Source organism: Oceanobacillus limi, assembly GCF_900111445.1.
In the GTDB taxonomy this organism is placed as follows: domain Bacteria; phylum Bacillota; class Bacilli; order Bacillales; family Amphibacillaceae; genus Ornithinibacillus; species Ornithinibacillus limi.
The window spans coordinates 897-18,635 of the sequence record NZ_FOHE01000018.1 but is presented as its reverse complement, the minus strand read 5'-3'; the positions used below and the strand labels follow the sequence as shown (position 1 = coordinate 18,635).

16 protein-coding genes are annotated in these 17,739 nt (G+C 38.4%); 2 read left to right on the top strand and 14 right to left on the bottom strand.

Annotated elements, in window-relative coordinates:
- Nucleotides 1–9: 9 nt before the first annotated feature.
- The 5 genes from BMX40_RS15700 to BMX40_RS15680 all read right to left on the bottom strand — a co-directional run bounded on the left by BMX40_RS15700 (nt 10) and on the right by BMX40_RS15680 (nt 5,737).
- Entirely contained in the window at nt 10–2,592 is a 2,583-nt protein-coding gene (locus BMX40_RS15700; protein WP_244513601.1) for a heavy metal translocating P-type ATPase, read from the bottom strand.
- A 15-nt stretch (nt 2,593–2,607) separates the two neighbouring features.
- Complete coding sequence (locus BMX40_RS15695) at nt 2,608–2,928, bottom strand: ArsR/SmtB family transcription factor (protein ID WP_090871659.1); 321 nt, start codon at nt 2,926–2,928, stop codon at nt 2,608–2,610.
- A 219-nt stretch (nt 2,929–3,147) separates the two neighbouring features.
- Nucleotides 3,148–4,068, bottom strand: a complete 921-nt coding sequence (locus BMX40_RS15690; RefSeq protein ID WP_090871657.1) for a cation diffusion facilitator family transporter — start codon at nt 4,066–4,068, stop codon at nt 3,148–3,150.
- Between the two features lie 93 nt (nt 4,069–4,161).
- Nucleotides 4,162–4,488 carry an ArsR/SmtB family transcription factor gene (locus BMX40_RS15685; RefSeq protein WP_090871655.1) on the bottom strand — a complete coding sequence of 109 codons (327 nt, stop codon included), beginning with the start codon at nt 4,486–4,488 and terminating at the stop codon, nt 4,162–4,164.
- Between the two features lie 355 nt (nt 4,489–4,843).
- On the bottom strand, nt 4,844–5,737 hold the full coding sequence (locus BMX40_RS15680; RefSeq protein WP_090871653.1) for a 3-hydroxyacyl-CoA dehydrogenase: 894 nt from the start codon (nt 5,735–5,737) through the stop codon (nt 4,844–4,846).
- A gap of 146 nt (nt 5,738–5,883) precedes the next feature.
- Between BMX40_RS15680 and BMX40_RS15675 the strand changes: the two genes are divergently transcribed.
- Entirely contained in the window at nt 5,884–6,969 is a 1,086-nt protein-coding gene (locus BMX40_RS15675; protein WP_090871652.1) for a LuxR C-terminal-related transcriptional regulator, read from the top strand.
- Between the two features lie 468 nt (nt 6,970–7,437).
- Here BMX40_RS15675 and hmpA read toward each other — a convergent pair whose 3' ends face one another.
- From hmpA to BMX40_RS15645, 6 genes are all read right to left on the bottom strand, one after another.
- Nucleotides 7,438–8,715: an NO-inducible flavohemoprotein gene (gene hmpA, locus BMX40_RS15670; RefSeq protein WP_280139681.1), complete on the bottom strand. Its 1,278-nt coding sequence runs from the start codon at nt 8,713–8,715 to the stop codon at nt 7,438–7,440.
- Between the two features lie 543 nt (nt 8,716–9,258).
- Nucleotides 9,259–9,447, bottom strand: a complete 189-nt coding sequence (locus BMX40_RS15665; RefSeq protein WP_090871648.1) for a DUF4177 domain-containing protein — start codon at nt 9,445–9,447, stop codon at nt 9,259–9,261.
- Between the two features lie 161 nt (nt 9,448–9,608).
- Nucleotides 9,609–10,358 (bottom strand): ABC transporter permease, encoded by a 750-nt coding sequence (locus tag BMX40_RS15660; protein WP_090871646.1) that lies wholly within the window; start codon nt 10,356–10,358, stop codon nt 9,609–9,611.
- Nucleotides 10,348–11,121 (bottom strand): ABC transporter ATP-binding protein, encoded by a 774-nt coding sequence (locus BMX40_RS15655; protein ID WP_090871644.1) that lies wholly within the window; start codon nt 11,119–11,121, stop codon nt 10,348–10,350. The genes BMX40_RS15660 and BMX40_RS15655 overlap by 11 nt, the downstream gene beginning before the upstream one ends.
- 366 nt (nt 11,122–11,487) lie before the next feature.
- On the bottom strand, nt 11,488–11,826 hold the full coding sequence (locus BMX40_RS15650; RefSeq protein ID WP_090871642.1) for a DUF1048 domain-containing protein: 339 nt from the start codon (nt 11,824–11,826) through the stop codon (nt 11,488–11,490).
- 1 nt (nt 11,827) lies between these two features.
- Entirely contained in the window at nt 11,828–12,166 is a 339-nt protein-coding gene (locus tag BMX40_RS15645) for a PadR family transcriptional regulator (RefSeq protein ID WP_090871640.1), read from the bottom strand.
- 291 nt (nt 12,167–12,457) lie between these two features.
- Here BMX40_RS15645 and BMX40_RS15640 point away from each other — a divergent pair, with 291 nt between their 5' ends.
- Nucleotides 12,458–13,204: an SDR family NAD(P)-dependent oxidoreductase gene (locus BMX40_RS15640; protein WP_090871638.1), complete on the top strand. Its 747-nt coding sequence runs from the start codon at nt 12,458–12,460 to the stop codon at nt 13,202–13,204.
- A gap of 212 nt (nt 13,205–13,416) precedes the next feature.
- Here BMX40_RS15640 and BMX40_RS15635 read toward each other — a convergent pair whose 3' ends face one another.
- The 3 genes from BMX40_RS15635 to BMX40_RS15625 all read right to left on the bottom strand — a co-directional run bounded on the left by BMX40_RS15635 (nt 13,417) and on the right by BMX40_RS15625 (nt 17,307).
- Entirely contained in the window at nt 13,417–14,592 is a 1,176-nt protein-coding gene (locus BMX40_RS15635) for a sugar ABC transporter permease (RefSeq protein ID WP_090871636.1), read from the bottom strand.
- 13 nt (nt 14,593–14,605) lie between these two features.
- Nucleotides 14,606–16,126, bottom strand: coding sequence for a sugar ABC transporter ATP-binding protein (locus BMX40_RS15630; protein ID WP_090871633.1), 1,521 nt, complete (start codon nt 16,124–16,126; stop codon nt 14,606–14,608).
- Between the two features lie 80 nt (nt 16,127–16,206).
- Nucleotides 16,207–17,307 carry a sugar ABC transporter substrate-binding protein gene (locus tag BMX40_RS15625; protein WP_090871631.1) on the bottom strand — a complete coding sequence of 367 codons (1,101 nt, stop codon included), beginning with the start codon at nt 17,305–17,307 and terminating at the stop codon, nt 16,207–16,209.
- Between the last annotated feature and the right edge of the window lie 432 nt (nt 17,308–17,739).

The following is a 17,739-nucleotide window of genomic DNA, read 5'->3' as shown; positions in this document are numbered from 1 at the left end:
CTCCCCAATTTATCCTCTAACCTTTAGAAGACGTAATGCATTTAAAATAACGATTACCGCTGCACCTGTGTCGCTTAACACAGCCATCCAAAGTGTCAGCCAACCTGGGAAGATAAGCAGTAAAGCGATCAGCTTTATTAAAATGGAAAACCAGATATTTTGCTTAATAATCGCTAATGCCTTTCTACTTAGTTTAACGGTATGCGGCAATTTCTCTAGATTATCTGCCATTAATACAATATCGGCTGTTTCCATTGCCGTATCAGTACCTGCACCACCCATTGCAATACCTAAATCGGATGTCGCAAGTGCTGGCGCATCATTGATCCCGTCACCAACCATCGCTACCTTATGCCCTTCACGTTGTAGCTGCTGGATAGCCTGCACCTTATTTTCTGGTAATAATTCCGCAAAATAGCGGTTCACGTTTGTTTCCTTTGAAATCATTTTAGCCGTACCTTCATTATCACCGGTAAGCATTACCAACTGATTTACACCTACACGCTTCAGACCATCTAATGCCTTCACAGTCGTATGCCGAAGCGTATCGGATACAGAAATAATACCCAATATTTCTTGATCTGTACCGATAATAACTACTGTTTTGCCCTGACTTTGTATCGTTTCTACCTCTTTGCGCAGATCCTCTGATGCTAGGTTCAACTCCTCAAACAATCGTAAATTTGCAGCATAGTGAATCTTACCATCAATGGTTGCTTGAACACCTTTTCCGACAATGCTTTTGAATGCTTCTCCACTTCTCGGCTGAATCCCTTGATCTTTTGCATAGGTAACAATCGTGTTCGCTATTGGATGGGTAGAATAATCTTCTAACGTAAACGCAATGGAAATAAGGGCTTCCTCTGAAATCGTGAATGGATTAACTTCCGAAACCTTTGGCTTTCCTTCTGTTAATGTTCCCGTTTTATCAAACGCAACGGCATCAATGGACCCAGCTGATTCTAGAAAGGTTCCACCTTTGATCAACACACCGTTCTTTGCTGCATTTCCAATTGCGGATACAATGGCAACCGGCGTTGATATTACCAATGCACAAGGGCAAGCAACTACTAATAAGGCAAGGCCTTTGTATACCCACTCGCTCCATGTACCGAAATCAAATAAGGGTGGGAATACAATTACCATTAAGGCGATCGCAAAAACAACCGGCGTATAAATACTTGCAAACTTATCAATAAAAGCTTCTGTCGGTGCTTTCTGTTCCTGTGCTTCTTCAACTAAATGAATGATTTTTGAAATGGTGGTGTCCTCTACTAGTTTCGTCACTTTAACTTCGAGAGAACCACTTTCATTAATTGTTCCTGCATATACAGTGTCTCCAGTTTGTTTATCCACAGGAATAGATTCTCCTGTGATCGGCGCTTGATTGACACTTGTTTCTCCCTGAATAATTTCACCGTCTAACGGAATTCGATCCCCCGGTTTAATGACAATAACATCACCAATGGAAACCTCCTCAACTGGCCTTTTTATTAATTCAGGACCCACTTTAACCCACGCTTCTGGTGGCGCTAAATCCATTAAGTTTCGAATGGACTTTCTTGTTTGTTCAATGGATCTATTTTGCAGAACATTACCAAGTGCAAATAACCATACAACGGTCGCCCCTTCAAACCATTCTCCAATTAATGCGGCGCCTATCGCTGCGGCTGACATGAGAACATTCATATCTAATGAACCGCTCTTTATTGCATAAAAAGCGCTTTTTGCTGGTTTGTATCCACTAACAACGATAGCTGCAGCATACAATAACGTGGTGATGACTTCGGGCACCCCATTGAATGACCCAATAAATCCTAAAACGATTAACATACCTGTAAATGTAATGAACCCATAGCCATCTTTATTTTTCTTTGCCTCCGAACGGTTTTTGTTATTGGAAAGCAACGAAGCCTTATACCCAATTTTAGAAACCTCTGAAACAATATCTTCCACACTATTTTCATGTGCTACTTTCATTTTCCCCGTAGAAAAACTTACACTGACATGATGAACAGCTGGATTGTCATTTAAATGATTTTCGATGCTTTTGGCACAACTACTACAATCCATTCCAACAATATCATACGTTCTAATATTATTGTTTTGTTTCAACGGTTCAGCTTGAAAGCCTAGTTTTTCCACTTCATTTGGTACATGGTCCAAGGAAAGTGCATTGCTTCCAATTACTTGTAATTTCTCTGTATTGTAATTGACTTTAACCTCCTGGACACCCTTTAATCCCCGTAAACCTTTTTCCACCGTTTTTGCGCAGGAAGGGCAATCCATACCATGGATGCGGTATTCAACCTTTTCCCCGGCTGCATCTGTATGGTGATGCATTTCGTCCTCAGCATTCCCACAACAGCTAATTGAATTTGGAACATTACTATTACAACAAGTTGTTGATTCTGTTTCTTTCTCCGTTGCTAGACTATCTTTATCAGAAGCCGCCTCCTTGCTACTGCAACAACAATCCTTTTCTTTCGCAGGAACAGCACGCGCTTCTTTATTTGAACTATCGCCACAGGATTGGTTTTTCTTGGGAATTACTTGTTCGATTTCATTTGAACCACAACATTTATTTGACACCTTGTTCCCTCCTTTCTAGCCTATATGGTTTTCACAGCAAGCAACATCATTTTCAACCTCTTCAAGAACACCATCAATCGTTGTTAATAAATCTCTCATCTTTTGATTACGCAGACCATAATAAACATATTTTCCCTCTTGGCGCCCTACGATAATGCCACAGCCTTTTAAACACGCAAGATGCTGCGAGATATTCGATTGATTGCCTTTTATTTCTTCCACTATTTGAGATACTGTTTTCTCACTATCCTTTATACATTCAAGTATTTGAATTCTAGTTTTATGGGATAAGCCGTGTAAAAACTTTATTTTTGTATCCAGATTAACCTTTAGCATGGTTTACCTCCCATTATATTAGTTCATACTAATATGTTTGTAATTATCATATTAGCAATGTCTAATATGTGTGTCAAAATGAAACTTGTACTTATGTTCCTGTTTTCGTATAAATTGTAGGTTGACAGTACTTTATAAAAGCTTTGCTTATTATTAAAGAGGCTTCCCTTATTATTTGGAAACCTCTTCTAATAATTACCTATTATCATACACAATAAACTAATCATGTTCATGGTGACACATTAATACATCTTCATGAGGATGATCATCATTTTCTAATTGAATGGTCACATGGCCAATTCCTTTGTGTTCTAATTCATGTTCGATCATTCTCAGTATATTTTGGCATTCAAGAACAGATAACCCTCCATCTACCACTGCATGACAGGAGAGCGCATTTTGCCCACTTGTAATACTCCACACATGTAAATCATGAATACTACAAATCCCGGGTACATTTTCCATCGTATCGATAATTACGTCTAAATCTATATTCTTAGGCGTTCCTTCCATTAACACATGAACCGCATCCTTTGTCACTCGCCAGCCACTTATTAAAACAAGAACAGCTACGATCACACTTGCTAGTGGATCTGCCCAGCCCCAGCCGAAAAACATAATGAGTAATGCAGCTGATACTGCTCCTACCGATCCAAGCAAATCACCTAATACGTGAAGAAAAGCTGCTCGTAAATTTAAGTTGTCTTCTGTGTCCCCACGCATCAATATCCATGCAACAAAGATATTCACGACCAAGCCAATACTAGCAATTATGAGCATTCCAGTCGACGCAACTTCAGGAGGTTCGATAAACCGTTCATATGCTTCATAAAATATATAAAGTGAAATGAGGATTAGCGTAACTCCATTGAATACTGCTGCTAATATTTCGAAGCGTTTATATCCATACGTTTTCGAGTAGTTAGCTACTTTCTCTCCTAAAGTAAATGCCAATAAACCTACTCCGAGCGAAATGGAATCACTTAACATATGGCCAGCATCCGATAATAAAGCAAGGCTGTTCGTCAAAAATCCCCCAATTGCCTCAATCACCATATAGCTTGTAATGATAATAAAACTAATCATTAATGCTTTTTTATTCGCGCCATGTGTATGATCATGTCCATGATCGTGTCCCATTTGCCATTCCTCCCTTATAATTAATATATGAACATATATACATGTACCAATATTCAGAAGATAAATTAGTATTTCTTCATAGGTTATCTAACATCAATGATGGCATGCGTGATTGATTGTTTCCTTTAGCATGTTCATCACATGCTCATCATCATGAGAATAATATAAGGTGGTACCTTCTCTTCGGTATTTTACCAAGCGCAAATTTTTCAAGAAGCGTAATTGGTGAGACACAGTCGATTGTCTTAAGTTCAGTGATTCAGCAATTCCATTAACGGAGTATTCCTTTTGAAATAGTAAATTCAGGATTCGAATTCTTGTTGGATCTCCTAAAGCCTTAAACGTTTGCGATACGACAAACAAGGTTTCTTGGTCCAGATCTTTCGTATCTATCTCATTGTTTGCCTTCTTTTCTTCCATATAAATCCCTCACTTTAAACGGTTTACTTTAAATATATGTATATATTAGTATATGTTCATATTTTAAGATTAGTGCGTATAATTGTCAATATTATATAAAATATAAAACTATGCTTAATGAATGTTAAGTTGAAAATGTCCTTATATAGGGAACCATTTGTAGTGATAATCATTCTTTCATTTAACAATTGAAGCAAAAAATTATATGTAAAATTAGCTCAATGTTACGGAAAGATTCAAAAAAAATCCGAACAAAATCATTCTTTGGCGAGAACGAATCATTGTTCAGATTTATTTTGGGACCGAGACAGTATTGTCCCAATCTCGTTTGAAATAATAACTTGATACTAGCGTTCTAGTTTTGTTTTAAGAAATTAGGATCTGAATATTCTGGGTTTGGATATTTGTAGAAACCTTCTCCACTCGATATTCCCATTTTTCCTTTATCTATCATTTCTGCCTTCAGTTTATCTGCAATCACTCCATATGATGGATCTTGCTCAGAACGTGCTCTGTTTAAATTATATGGCGTCTCCATACCAACCACATCTAAAATACCGAATGGCCCTCTTGGGGAACCAGTTGAAATCATCCAGTTTTTATCAATTGTATGTGGGTCTGCGACGTCATTGGCCCACAACGTTAACCCTGCATTTAAGAATGGAACCAATAATGTATTTAAAATATAACCTGGCTGTTCTTTTTTTAGCACAAAAGGAATCATTCCAATAGAACGTGCGAAATCTGTCACTGCTTCCACATATTGATGGTCTGTCCCTGCATGTCCCATAATCTCAGCCGTATTATTTTGCCAAATAGAGTTCGCAAAGTGTAGCGCTAAAAACTTCTCTGGTCTACCCGTAAATTCTGCAAAGTCACTAGGTAACATTGTAGAAGAGTTTGAAACGAACACTGTTCGCTCAGGTGCAACAGCTGCAAGCTTTTGATAGAAGTCTTGTTTAATATCTACACGCTCAGGAACAGCTTCAATTACTAAATCAACATCTTTCATTGCCTCAGCTAAATCAGAACTGAAAGATAAATGCCCCAATGCTGCTTCTGCTTTTCCCTCATCTTTGAAAAAGTCAGCATACACACCTTGTAACTTATTTACACGATCTTTTCCTGCATTAATTGCATCGTCGTTAATATCGTATACGTTTACATTATAACCAAAAAATGCAGATTGGAATGCAATTTGACTACCTAAAACACCACTACCAGCAACCATAATTTTATTAAAGTCCATAGCTATTCTCCTTTTAGTCTTAATCGTTGATCATTTTTTCTTGAATTATTACTTCACTATTTTATTCTACAAGACTATTATGTCATAATAAACATAGATTTATATGTAATTACGACAAAAACTAACATACGAATGTAGGGTTCTGAATGAAGAAAATCGATTTGCAATATTTATTGCTATATAAAATACATCGAGTTGAGATAATGAAAAGCTCTATGATATTAGTAGAAAATAGTGCAGAAATAAATAAAACACAAAAGCAGCAACTTCGTAAATTAATTTCTGTTTTTATTGCATTTTTAATGATGCAGATGAAAAATAAAAAAATTGAAGAAGAATCTTTACATTATTGGGTACAAATGCATAGTAACGATATACCGACCACCAAATCAAATGTATTCCAAAAGATTCTCACAGAATCATTTCAAAGCGTCTTAACTCAACTCAACCACCCTTATGAAGAAGAACTAATTTCCTTTCATAACAAGTTGCTTAACAAGATAACATCTTTGTATTTAGATTGGGTACAAACTCCCCCTGAAAATACCGAGAATAAACAAATTTATATGAAACAGTTAGATACATTTAGTGAAATTCTTATTCAGTGTAATGGTACGGATGATCTACCTTTCCTTTTAAAACGGGCAGAAGATATATTTGCTTTTAAACGATGTGTATTTTTAAGTTATAATCCTTGGTTAAAGGAGTTTTCAGGAGCCATCGGTGAAGAACTACCAAAGGTACAATTATTGCGAGGAAAAATTGAATCGGAACCAGTCTTTGCACTAAAAAAACCATTATTTCTAAAAAAGCCAGATCCCTATGTACAACAAACTGCGATCGACTTATTTAATCTATCTTCTATTATTTTTATTCCGATCATTTACGAACAACAATTATATGGTTGGCTTACGTTAGATCAACAGGGAGAGGCTTTTGATTGTCCTAAAATAAAACTGGATGCATTAGAACAAGTTGGCATTCGTATTGGTATGTATTTATCTCGCAAGCAACTTGGTGATCGTTTTAAATATCCATTAGACCATACAGAGAAGGAATTAGCCATTCTTCATCTGCTATCAGAGGGATACAGTAACAAAGAAATGGCCGAACTGATGTTTCTAAGTGAATATACGATACGTGATTACATACAAAAACTGATGATTAAACTCAAAGCCAAAAATCGAACACAAATCGTAACGATGGCTTTTCGAATGGGGTTAGTTGATTAAATTAGTGTCAGAGTAAAATTAAAATAAGATTGACTAAACAATCGCCTATAGTACAGGTGAATCGAACAACGTCATTTCGAAAGTGACGTTGTTCTTTATTTAGTTGACTAATATTACCAAGAATGATAGAGGTAAGAAAAACGAGCACGAATCTCAAAACCTCTATCTATAGTCATATTTTCTTCATTTGTTCTCCTCCTGTTCAATAATTTCTATCCAACAACATGAGTAGATAGCTACTTGCACAAAGAAAGAATGCAACTTGTGTTGTGATATAAATGAAAAGTTCTGAAACAGTTAGTTTTCTTTCTCACTTTATCTTCTTAAAAATATCTATAATAATCGAGCTAACATACGAGCATTATTACTGCCGAGGTTTGGAATATCTTCTCTAATAAAATTATCAAAATAGATACCAGACAAAAAAACCAGGTAGCTGCAATAGCTCCTGGCTCTGGCTCCTTCTCATTACTCCAAACTCCCCATTGGTCCAAAAAATTCAAAGTGTATATTCTTATCTGTAACTCCAAGACTCTTTAGCGATGCATTCACTGACTTCATAAATGGAACTGGTCCACAGAAGTAAAAGCTTGTATCGTTATGTGGTACATTTTCTCTTAGCCATTCCTTCGTTACAAACCCTTCTATGTCAAATGCTTGTGTCTCACGATCTTCCTCTGTTGGCGAATCATAGAAAAATACGACGTTTACATTTCCTTTTTCTGCTACGCGTTTCACTTCATCACGAAGAGCATGCACTCGTCCATTTCCAGTTGCATGGATGAAAGTAACTGGTCGCTCAGGCTGTAAATCAACCACCGTATTCAACATACTCATCATTGGTGTTAGTCCCACACCTCCACTTAGTAAGACAAGCGGCGTGTCCTTACCTGTATCCAAGTAGAAATCTCCTGCTGGTGCACTTACTTGAATGGTATCCCCTTCATTCATCTTTTCATGAAGGTAGTTTGAGACAATACCATCAGGAGTCTCATTGCCCGTTTCTCTCTTCACACTAATTCGATAATAATCTTTCCCAGCTGCATCGGATAAACTGTATTGTCGAATGTGAGTAAATTTTTCTTCTTCAATTTCCAACTTCACACTAATGTACTGTCCAGCTTCAAAGGATGGGAGCATCTGTTTATCCTCTGGTTTAAGATAGAAGGATGTAATTACCTCACTCTCCACGACCTTACGATCAACGACAAAGGACTTAAACCCATCCCAACCTCCATGCTGGTTTTTAGCGTCTTGATACATTTGCGCCTCCACACTAATAAATACATCAGCTATGGTATTATAAGCTTGCTCCCACGCATCTAAAATTTCATCTGTAGCAGCTTGCCCTAGAACTGTTTTAATTGCTCCTAAAAGATGTTCCCCTACAATTGGATAATGCTCTGGCTTAATTCCTAAACTACGATGTTTATGGGCAATTTGAGTTACCACTGGAACTATTGCCTCCAAATTGTCTATGTACTGTGCAGCTGCATAGACAGTGGAAGCTAATGCCTTTTGTTGTCTACCTTGTTTTTGATTTGCATGATTAAAAATGTTTAATAACTCCGGGTGAGCCTCAAACATTTGTTGATAAAATACCGTTGTAATTTTTTCCCCGTGTTGTTCGAGTACCGGGACGGTAGATTTGATGATTTCGATTGTTTTACTATCCATTTCTGCCACTCCCTTAGTTGATGTTACGTGTTTTTCACTATTTACACCGTAATTATAAGGAAAAGGCAAAAATGAATGAGTGACTTAAATCACACGTAAGAGAATTTCCGTTAGAAAGTTTGATATTTAATGACGAAGTTCAAGAATAATGGATCGGTAAGTTTAAACCTTCTTAAATGGTAAAAAAGGCATGCCATATGCAAACCTAACCGTACTTCACTATAAGTTAGCAAAATCTATAAACAAGAAAGTTAAAGAGCAACGCTAATCAATCAGCGTTGCTCTTTTCACAAAATGTTCAAGAAGTGACACCGGCTTCACGTTCGAAGTTCCCAGTAATCCGTTTATGCTCGTGCGGAAAGTGATTTAGTACGACTTCTCGATTAGTGGTTGCTCCTCAATCCACTTCTGCAAGGTACAAATAACCGGTCCCTTATGAGGGAAATAGCGGAGAAAATTGGAAACTAATCTATAAGTAGTGTTAACCAAGTCCGAGACCGTACCATCACCGTTCAGTAATATGTTCGAATGAGCTTTACAGGAAAAGTTTTGTTCGCCACTATCATATTAAAGCTCCCTCTAGTAATTTATCCGAAAACTGAAAACCTGCCATTAAGTAAGTGATCTTTCAAAAATGATTTCAAAATGAGAAGCAGAACCGTATCCTTTCGTTGCTGGAGCGAAGATTTGGATAAATCTCCATCCCTCTTTCGCATATCTAGTAATAATATCTTGATAATCTTCTTTAGGTTTATTATTCCATGAATTAAGTTCAATTTTAACAAATTTGTATTCGTACATTATTGATCCTCCTCATATTTAATTGTCTTCTTTATCTCTACGGATCAAGTCGATTTATAGTTTCCATATTTTCATTAATTGTTGTCCCGGATGTAAGCGACATTCCATGTGAAAGCAAATCCACTCGACTGACTTTTAGCTTGTTAATACTAACGGTGTACTTACCCTAACTGGCGTTTAAATACTTTACTGGAAATCAAGTAAGCGATGAACATGATCCCAACACACCAAGTAAGCGCGATCCAGATGTCATTGCCAACAGTTCCTTCATACAAGAGGGCACGAACCGAATTCACGATTGAAGTCACTGGCTGGTTCTCAGCAAATGCACGAACAACTTTTGGCATGGTTTCAGTAGGGACAAAAGCCGAACTGATAAAAGGCAGGAAAATCAACGGATACGAGTATGCTGTTGCCCCTTCCATAGACCTTGCTGTTAGTCCAGGAATAACCGCCAACCACGTCAGTGCCAGCGTAAACAACCCGAGAATCCCAACTACTGCGAGCCATTCCAATATATCCGCGTTAGAACGAAATCCCATTAAGAGCGCAACGAGTATAACTACAACGACAGTAAGTGCATTGGAAACAAGCGAGGTCAACACGTGAGCCCACAATACCGATGAGCGCTTGATGGGCATGGTAATAAAACGCGCCATTAACCCGCTCTTTACATCCGTAAATAGCCGTAAGGAAGTGTAAGCGACGCCGGATGCGATCGTAATCAGCAAGATTCCCGGTAATAAATAATTGACGTAGTTAACCGTCCCTGTCTCTATAGCGCCACCAAATACATAAACAAATAGCAACATCATCATAATTGGCGTAATTGCCACCGTTATAATCGTGTCCGGACTACGCATGATATTGCGCATTAAACGCCCTAATAATACCCCTGTTTTACTTTTCATTTACATCTCCTCCTTTTTTGCTAATGATTTCGAGGAAAATTTCCTCCAACGTCGGCTGTTTTTCAATGTATTCCACTTTCGTTGGCGGGAACATCTCCTTTAGTTCGGTAAGAGTACCAGTCGTGATGATTTTTCCATCATGCAGTATAGCAATACGCTCAGCCAGTTGTTCGGCTTCCTCCAGATACTGCGTCGTAAGCAAAATGGTTGTTCCACCACCAGCAAGCTCCTTGACGGTCCCCCATACTTCCTTCCGCGCTTCTGGGTCAAGCCCTGTGGTTGGTTCATCGAGAAAAATGACTGCTGGATTCCCTATCAGGCTCATGGCGATATCGAGCCGGCGTTTCATCCCGCCAGAATAATTGTCTGCACGGCGGTTGGCTGCATCGGTCAGACTGAATTTTGCAAGCAGATTGTCAGCAACTTGAGCTGGATTGGAAACTCCCCGCAACTTGGCGACCATTATCAAATTTTCCCGCCCAGTTTGCATGCCATCTAAAGCTGCAAATTGTCCTGTAAGACTGATACTTTTACGAACATGATCCGGTTTACGCTGAACATCAAAGTCGCAAACACTCACCTCACCACCGTCTGGCTTCATCAGCGTGGAAAGGATATTGACTGTCGTTGTCTTGCCCGCTCCATTTGAACCCAGTAGTGCGAAAATTTCACCACGCCGTACTTCAACATCCACCCCCTTTAGGACTTCCTTGTCTTTAAATGATTTTGTTAATCCTTTTATAGAAATCGCTGCATTGCTCATCTATTTTTTCCTCCTTATAAAATGCGTAGCAAGGCTACTTTCCGAAGATTTGGGTCTTTTTCTGAAAACAAGCTGGTTTTTCACCATTAGACAAGGATCCCCCTTGCAGATTTACATTACTTTTTCAAGCTACTTAGTATGACTGGTAATCTGTATTACATACTACTGAGTTAAAAATAAAACTGAATAGTAAGGTGACAATTCACATGTTAACCAGCTATTCAGTAGGTATGATCTATTGAAATTCCTGTTCGATCCTTCATGATACCCTGATTTAGATATTCACTATTAAAATAAGTCCAGGGCATAAACAACAATTGGGAATTACCTTGTTCGTTTCTTTTTAGTTGAAAACCCACTAGATTATTAGTCACGACCAATCTTATCGTTCAACTTCGTACGATATTTATCCTTCCAAGTTTTCGCGTCCCTCACTAGTTCATCACAAAAAGCTGCCACGTCTTCACCCGTGAGGTCAGTGACTTTCTTACCTTCTGCTGCACCTTCCTCAAACAGATCGAGAATGCCATTAAAGATACGGCTGATGTCCTTCCAGTCGGTGGGACCACCAGCAGTCCACATATACTTTTGGATAGCGTTGTAAGCGTTGCGGTATTCACTTGGAAGTTCCTTCGCACGCGCCTCCATCGCCTTCCACTCTCGCTTATCAGCTAAACTTCCAATAATTTTTTCTATAAAACTCATGTTACCCTCTCCTTTTGATTTCTTTTGATTTAAGTTCGTTTATTTTGTTTGAGACGAAATCCCATTTTTCCCAAAAAGTGTCGAGTTTCTCTTTTCCTGCTTCGTTTAGTGTGTAAAATTTTCTCGGCGGCCCTACGGTGGATCGCTTTTTTTCAATGTCCACCAGATTGTGTTTCTCAAGTCGCATCGTTATTGTATATACTGTGCCTTCAACGACATCAGTGAAGCCAAGCTCTCGCAAATGCTGCGTGATTTCATAGCCATATGTTTCGCCACGGCTAATGATCTCAAGCACACATCCCTCCAAAACCCCTTTCAGCATTTCTGTGATATGTTCCAACTAACCACCTCCTCATTTGTGTTTCACCATATTTTTTAGTATTCTGTACCATAGGTATTTAGTATGACTGGTATTTAGTATTACTTATTACTGGTATATAGTATCGCAGAATAGTGTTGATTGTCAAGAACAAACTAATTCGTCAATTGAGCCATTTATCCTTCAATTCTTGACCACGTAAGTCAACTACGTAATAATCGATTAAAGTTGCAACTTATCAATAAATTCTAATCTTTAAATATACTGAAATGTTCGATGCCAGCTTTGTATAATTACCAAAGGAGTGAGTATATGCCGAACTTGAAGAATCATGTCATTCTTATTACTGGAGCTAATAGAGGGCAGGGAAAAGCGATTGCTCAGCACCTTGCCACATTAGGAGCAATGGTGGGAGTCGGTGCTCGGAACTATGATGAAGCTAAAGCAGTGGCTAAGGAAATTGGAGAAGATCAAGCCTTCCCGGTAAAGTTAGATGTCACAAAAGAATTAGAATGGAAATTAGCAGTCGATATGATAACAAAAAGATTCCATCGGATAGATGTGTTAGTAAATAATGCTGGCCATTTAATACGTAAACCATTTACAGATACTTCGCTGGATGATTACCAACAGTTAATTCATGTGAATCAAATTGGAGTATTTATGGGGATGCAAGCAGTTATTCCGCAAATGGAAAAGCAGCAAAAGGGCTCGATTATAAATAACGTATCTATTTCTGCCTTTGCACCAATTAGCAAATCTTCTGCATATGCTGCAACGAAAGCATCTGTAGTTGCAATGTCAAAAGCTGCAGCTATTGAATTAGGTTCAAAAGGAATTCGGGTTAATATGGTCCATCCGGGTGGTATCGAAACAGAAATGGCAACTCAAGGCAATGATGTTCCAACTTTTTACGACTCTGTACCACTCGGACGTATTGGACAACCAATTGAAATTGCTCGGGCTATAGCATTTCTAGCCTCTGATGAAAGCTCTTATTGCACGGGTACAGAAATTGTAGTTGATGGCGGAATGACGTTGGGTACTGCAGATGAGTAAAACAGGTATTAGCCTGTCGAAAAAGTAGAGGACGTGAAAACATGAATCATAACCATAAATTCTTTGGCATCTTTAAGTACAATTCTTTCATCCCAACAAAAATGACCAACAAATTGTTGGTCATTTTACTATTACTAACTATAAACACTAAAATAGTTACTTCTTTTAAACTACACAATTTCTCTCTATCTAATAAACTTCCTTCAAATAAATTAAGCCCTCTGTCTACGAGTCATTACATCAAAAATAACAGCTAAGGCAAGTACGCCACCACGTATAATATACTGTGGTGCAATACCGACACCCATCAAGTTCATTCCGTTGGTTAGGGTAGCCATTACAACCGCTCCGATCACGGCTCCGGTAACTTTACCAACTCCACCTGCAGCAGAAACACCCCCTACGAAGGCTGCTGCAATGGCATCGAGTTCAAATAACGTACCCGCTGTGGTTGTAGCCGATTGCAGGCGTGATGTGAATAAAATACCTGAAAGGGCTGACAGCATCCCCATTGAACCAAATACAAGGAACGTGATTTTCTTTACATTGATACCGCTTAAATGTGCTGCTTCTGGGTTACTACCGACCGCATAAATATGCCTTCCGATGACCGTCTTGGTTGTAATAAAATGATAGACAAACACAACAAGTAAAATAATCATTACGGTCCAAGAGAAGCCATTATACCCGGCTAAGAGCCACGTAATATAGGCAATAATTGCTGAAACAAATACCAACTGGATTATAAAAATTTCTTTCGATACGACTTCAAAATTATATTTGATCTTATTTCTACGATTCTTTACCGCACTATAAATATAAAAGATGATTCCCAAAGCACCCACAATTAACGAAAGCAAATGAAGGCCACCTACTTGGGCGATCGATGGAATATATCCATTACCGATCGCATTAAACGCTTCATTTTCCACAACAATGGTACCTGACTTTTCAGTCGCTAACAGGATTGCTCCTCGGTAAATAAGCCAACCAGCTAGTGTGGCAACGAAAGCAGGTATTCCTACTTTTGCTACTAAAAACCCGGTAACAGATCCGGCACAAATTCCTAGAATCAAAATAATAGGAATAACAATATACACCGGTAATCCAACATACATCAATAATATGGCTGCAATCGCACCGAGAAAACCGGCTAAAAATCCAATTGATAAATCAATATGACGGATGACAATAACCAGCATCACACCGACTGCCAACACAGCAATATATCCTGCTGAATCGAGTAGATTACTAATATTTCGGGAAGACATAAATAGTCCATTTGTAAGAATCGTAAATGTAATCATGATAATAATTAAGGCTATGTACATCCCATAATCTCGAATGTTCTCCTTAATTAGTTGCTTCGCTTCATTGAACAATCTCATTAAGCTCTACCTCCTATTGCGTTGCAAGTTGCATAATCTTTTCTTGGTCTGCTTCCTCTGATGACAACTCACCTTTGATCTCACCTTCTGCCATGACATAAACCCGGTCACTCATTCCTAATACCTCACCGAGCTCTGATGAAATCATTATGATGCTCATCCCTGCTTCAATTAGCTCATTCATAACGGAATAAATCTCGAATTTAGCACCAACGTCAATTCCTCGTGTTGGTTCATCTAGTATTAATAGCTTCGGACTGACGAATAGCCATTTTCCTAACGAAACCTTTTGCTGATTCCCACCACTTAAATTACCAACAAGTTGCTGGATATTCGGTGTCTTAATCGTTAATGATTCTTTGTATTCTTCCGCAATTTTTATTTCTTCATTTTCATTGACGACACCACGTGAGGAAATGCCAGAAAGATTCCCGACGGATATATTATTTTTGATATCCTGTAATAAAAACAATCCGTCTCCCTTTCTATCTTCGGTTACATAAGCAATTCCTGCTTTAATCGCATCGCTTGTATGCTTCAATTTTGCTGGCTTGCCATGAACAAATAAATCCCCAGCTAATTTATAAGACTCCGAATTCCCAAAAATACTGCGGGCTAGCTCTGTTCTTCCAGCCCCCATTAGACCAGCTAAACCAACAATTTCCCCTTTTCGTACATTGAAATTAACATCTTTTGCTACATATCGACCAAGCTGTGGTGCATATGCAGACCAGTTAACCAATTCCAGAACTTTGTCACCAAATTCCTTCTTCGCCCGCTTCGGATAAATATCCTCAATTTCTCGACCGACCATGTTTTTAATAATCGCAGCTTCGGTAATTTCTCCTTTCGAACCATCTAACGTGCAAATCGTTTCACCATCACGTATTACCGTTGCTTTATCGGCAATTGCAATAACCTCTTTCAGCTTGTGCGAGATCATGATGCACGTAATCCCTTGCTTTTTCAACTCACGTAGTAGATTCAAAAGGTTTTCACTGTCATCTTCATTAAGTGCCGCAGTCGGCTCATCCAAAATAAGTAGCTTGACCTCTTTACTCAATGCTTTTGCAATTTCGACTAATTGTTGTTTCCCTACACCTAAATCTTTAATTAAAACTTCTGGATTTACTTTTAAATTCACTTTTTCTAGCATTTTTCTCGAATCATCGATAGCTTTATTCCAGTCCAGTACGCCACCTTTTTGTATTTCATTTCCGATATAGATATTTTCATAGACAGCTAGATCAGGAAAAAGTGCCAGCTCCTGATAAATAATCGCAATTCCTGCATCGACACTATCATTGATTTTGTTAAAACGCTGAACACTACCATCAAACACAATGTCTCCCTCGTAATTCCCATAGGGATAAACACCGCTAAGCACTTTCATCAATGTCGATTTACCGGCACCATTTTCTCCCACTAGACAATGAATTTCTCCTTTTTCCACTTTAAAATTGACATTAGAGAGCGCTTTGACACCTGTAAATTCTTTCGATATCTGCTTCATTTCCAAAATAGATTCGCTCATCGGTATGCCTCCTTAACCCGAACGCTTTACAATGGCGTAATAGTGTTAGACGAATATCTAACACTATTACGTAAAAGCTATTAATCTAATCCTTCAAATTCGTCTGCTTCATAGTAGCCAGAATCAATTAGCTCACTCTGAACGTTTTCTTGATCCACAACAATGACATCCGTTTGTTTTGCTTTTACATCAATAGAACCATTGTCATAGGAACCAGTTGTCTCTGGTGTGTCGCCATCAAGAACATCAACAGCCATTCCCATTGCATCTTCAACTAGTGTACGAACGTCTTTGAAAACTGTCATCGATTGCTTGCCATCAATTACATATTGGATGGATGCTTTTTCCGCATCTTGTCCAGTAACCACATAATTCGTTACTTCCCCATCGGAAGCAAATACGTCTGCAATGGAACGAGCTGTTCCATCATTAGGTGCAAGGATGGATACGTCTCCTTTAAGATCAGCACCTACTGCTGTTAGATGTGTTTGTGCTTTGTTTTTTGCTTCGTTTGGATCCCATTCTGTTGTAACCTGACCCAAGATCTTACCTAACTCATCACGCGTTAATTCTGCTTTATCCTGTAATGCTTCTGCCTCACTTGAGTTAGCAATGACAAACGTGCCATCTGCAATTTTAGGTTGAAGTACATTCCATGCACCTTCGAAGAATAAGAATGCATTATTATCCGAAGCAGCACCAGCATATAGATATAGTGGGTTGCCAGTTCCTTCTGCATTATCAATTAAATATTGTCCTTGTGCTTCCCCTACGGCAATACTGTCAAAGGTCACATAGTAATCAACCGCATCTGTATCGGTAATCAAGCGGTCATAAGATATAACTGTTATTCCTTCTTCTTTTGCTAATTCAACCCCAGCACCTGCTGCTCCTGCATCATGTGGAGCAACAATTAATACATCAATTCCTTTATTAATTAATGTTTCGATATTTTCTTTTTCCTTCGCAGAAGATCCTTGGCTGAATAAAATTTCAGTAGTATAATCGGAATCCTCTAATGCCTCTTTAAATCGTTCTTCATCCTGAACCCATCTAGGTTCATCCTTTGTCGGTAATACAATTCCAACACTTACTTCTCCTCCACTGCTACATGCTGAAATAAGAAGAACAGTCATGATTGCAACAAATAACATGGAAAATAATCTTAATCCTTTTTTCATCTTCTCAAACCCCTTTTTTGAAAATTTTTATCTTATAGAAAAAATATATCACCGTTATCATCTAATGAAAACGCTTACTAATAGCACTAATTTGTTATTCATCTGTAATTTTTTAATATTAAAAATTTGCTAGTAGAATAAAGGGATTGTGCAGCCTTGTGGCGAAAGAAGTTTTTCAATGTGGAAATTTTCATGCACCTCAAACGAATATGGGGGGAGCGCGATGATTGATGAAGATAGCATGGAAGAGCGTATAAGCGATATCTACCAGATGTATTATTTGGATGTATATCGGTTTCTGGTTAGTTTTTCTGGAAATCAAATGGTGGAATGAGTGAAGCAAACACGATCTAAACAACTGATTTACTGGAAATAGCGGAATGAGGATCCACATACGGCCACCAAGCTAGCGATTTACTAGAAATAGCGGAA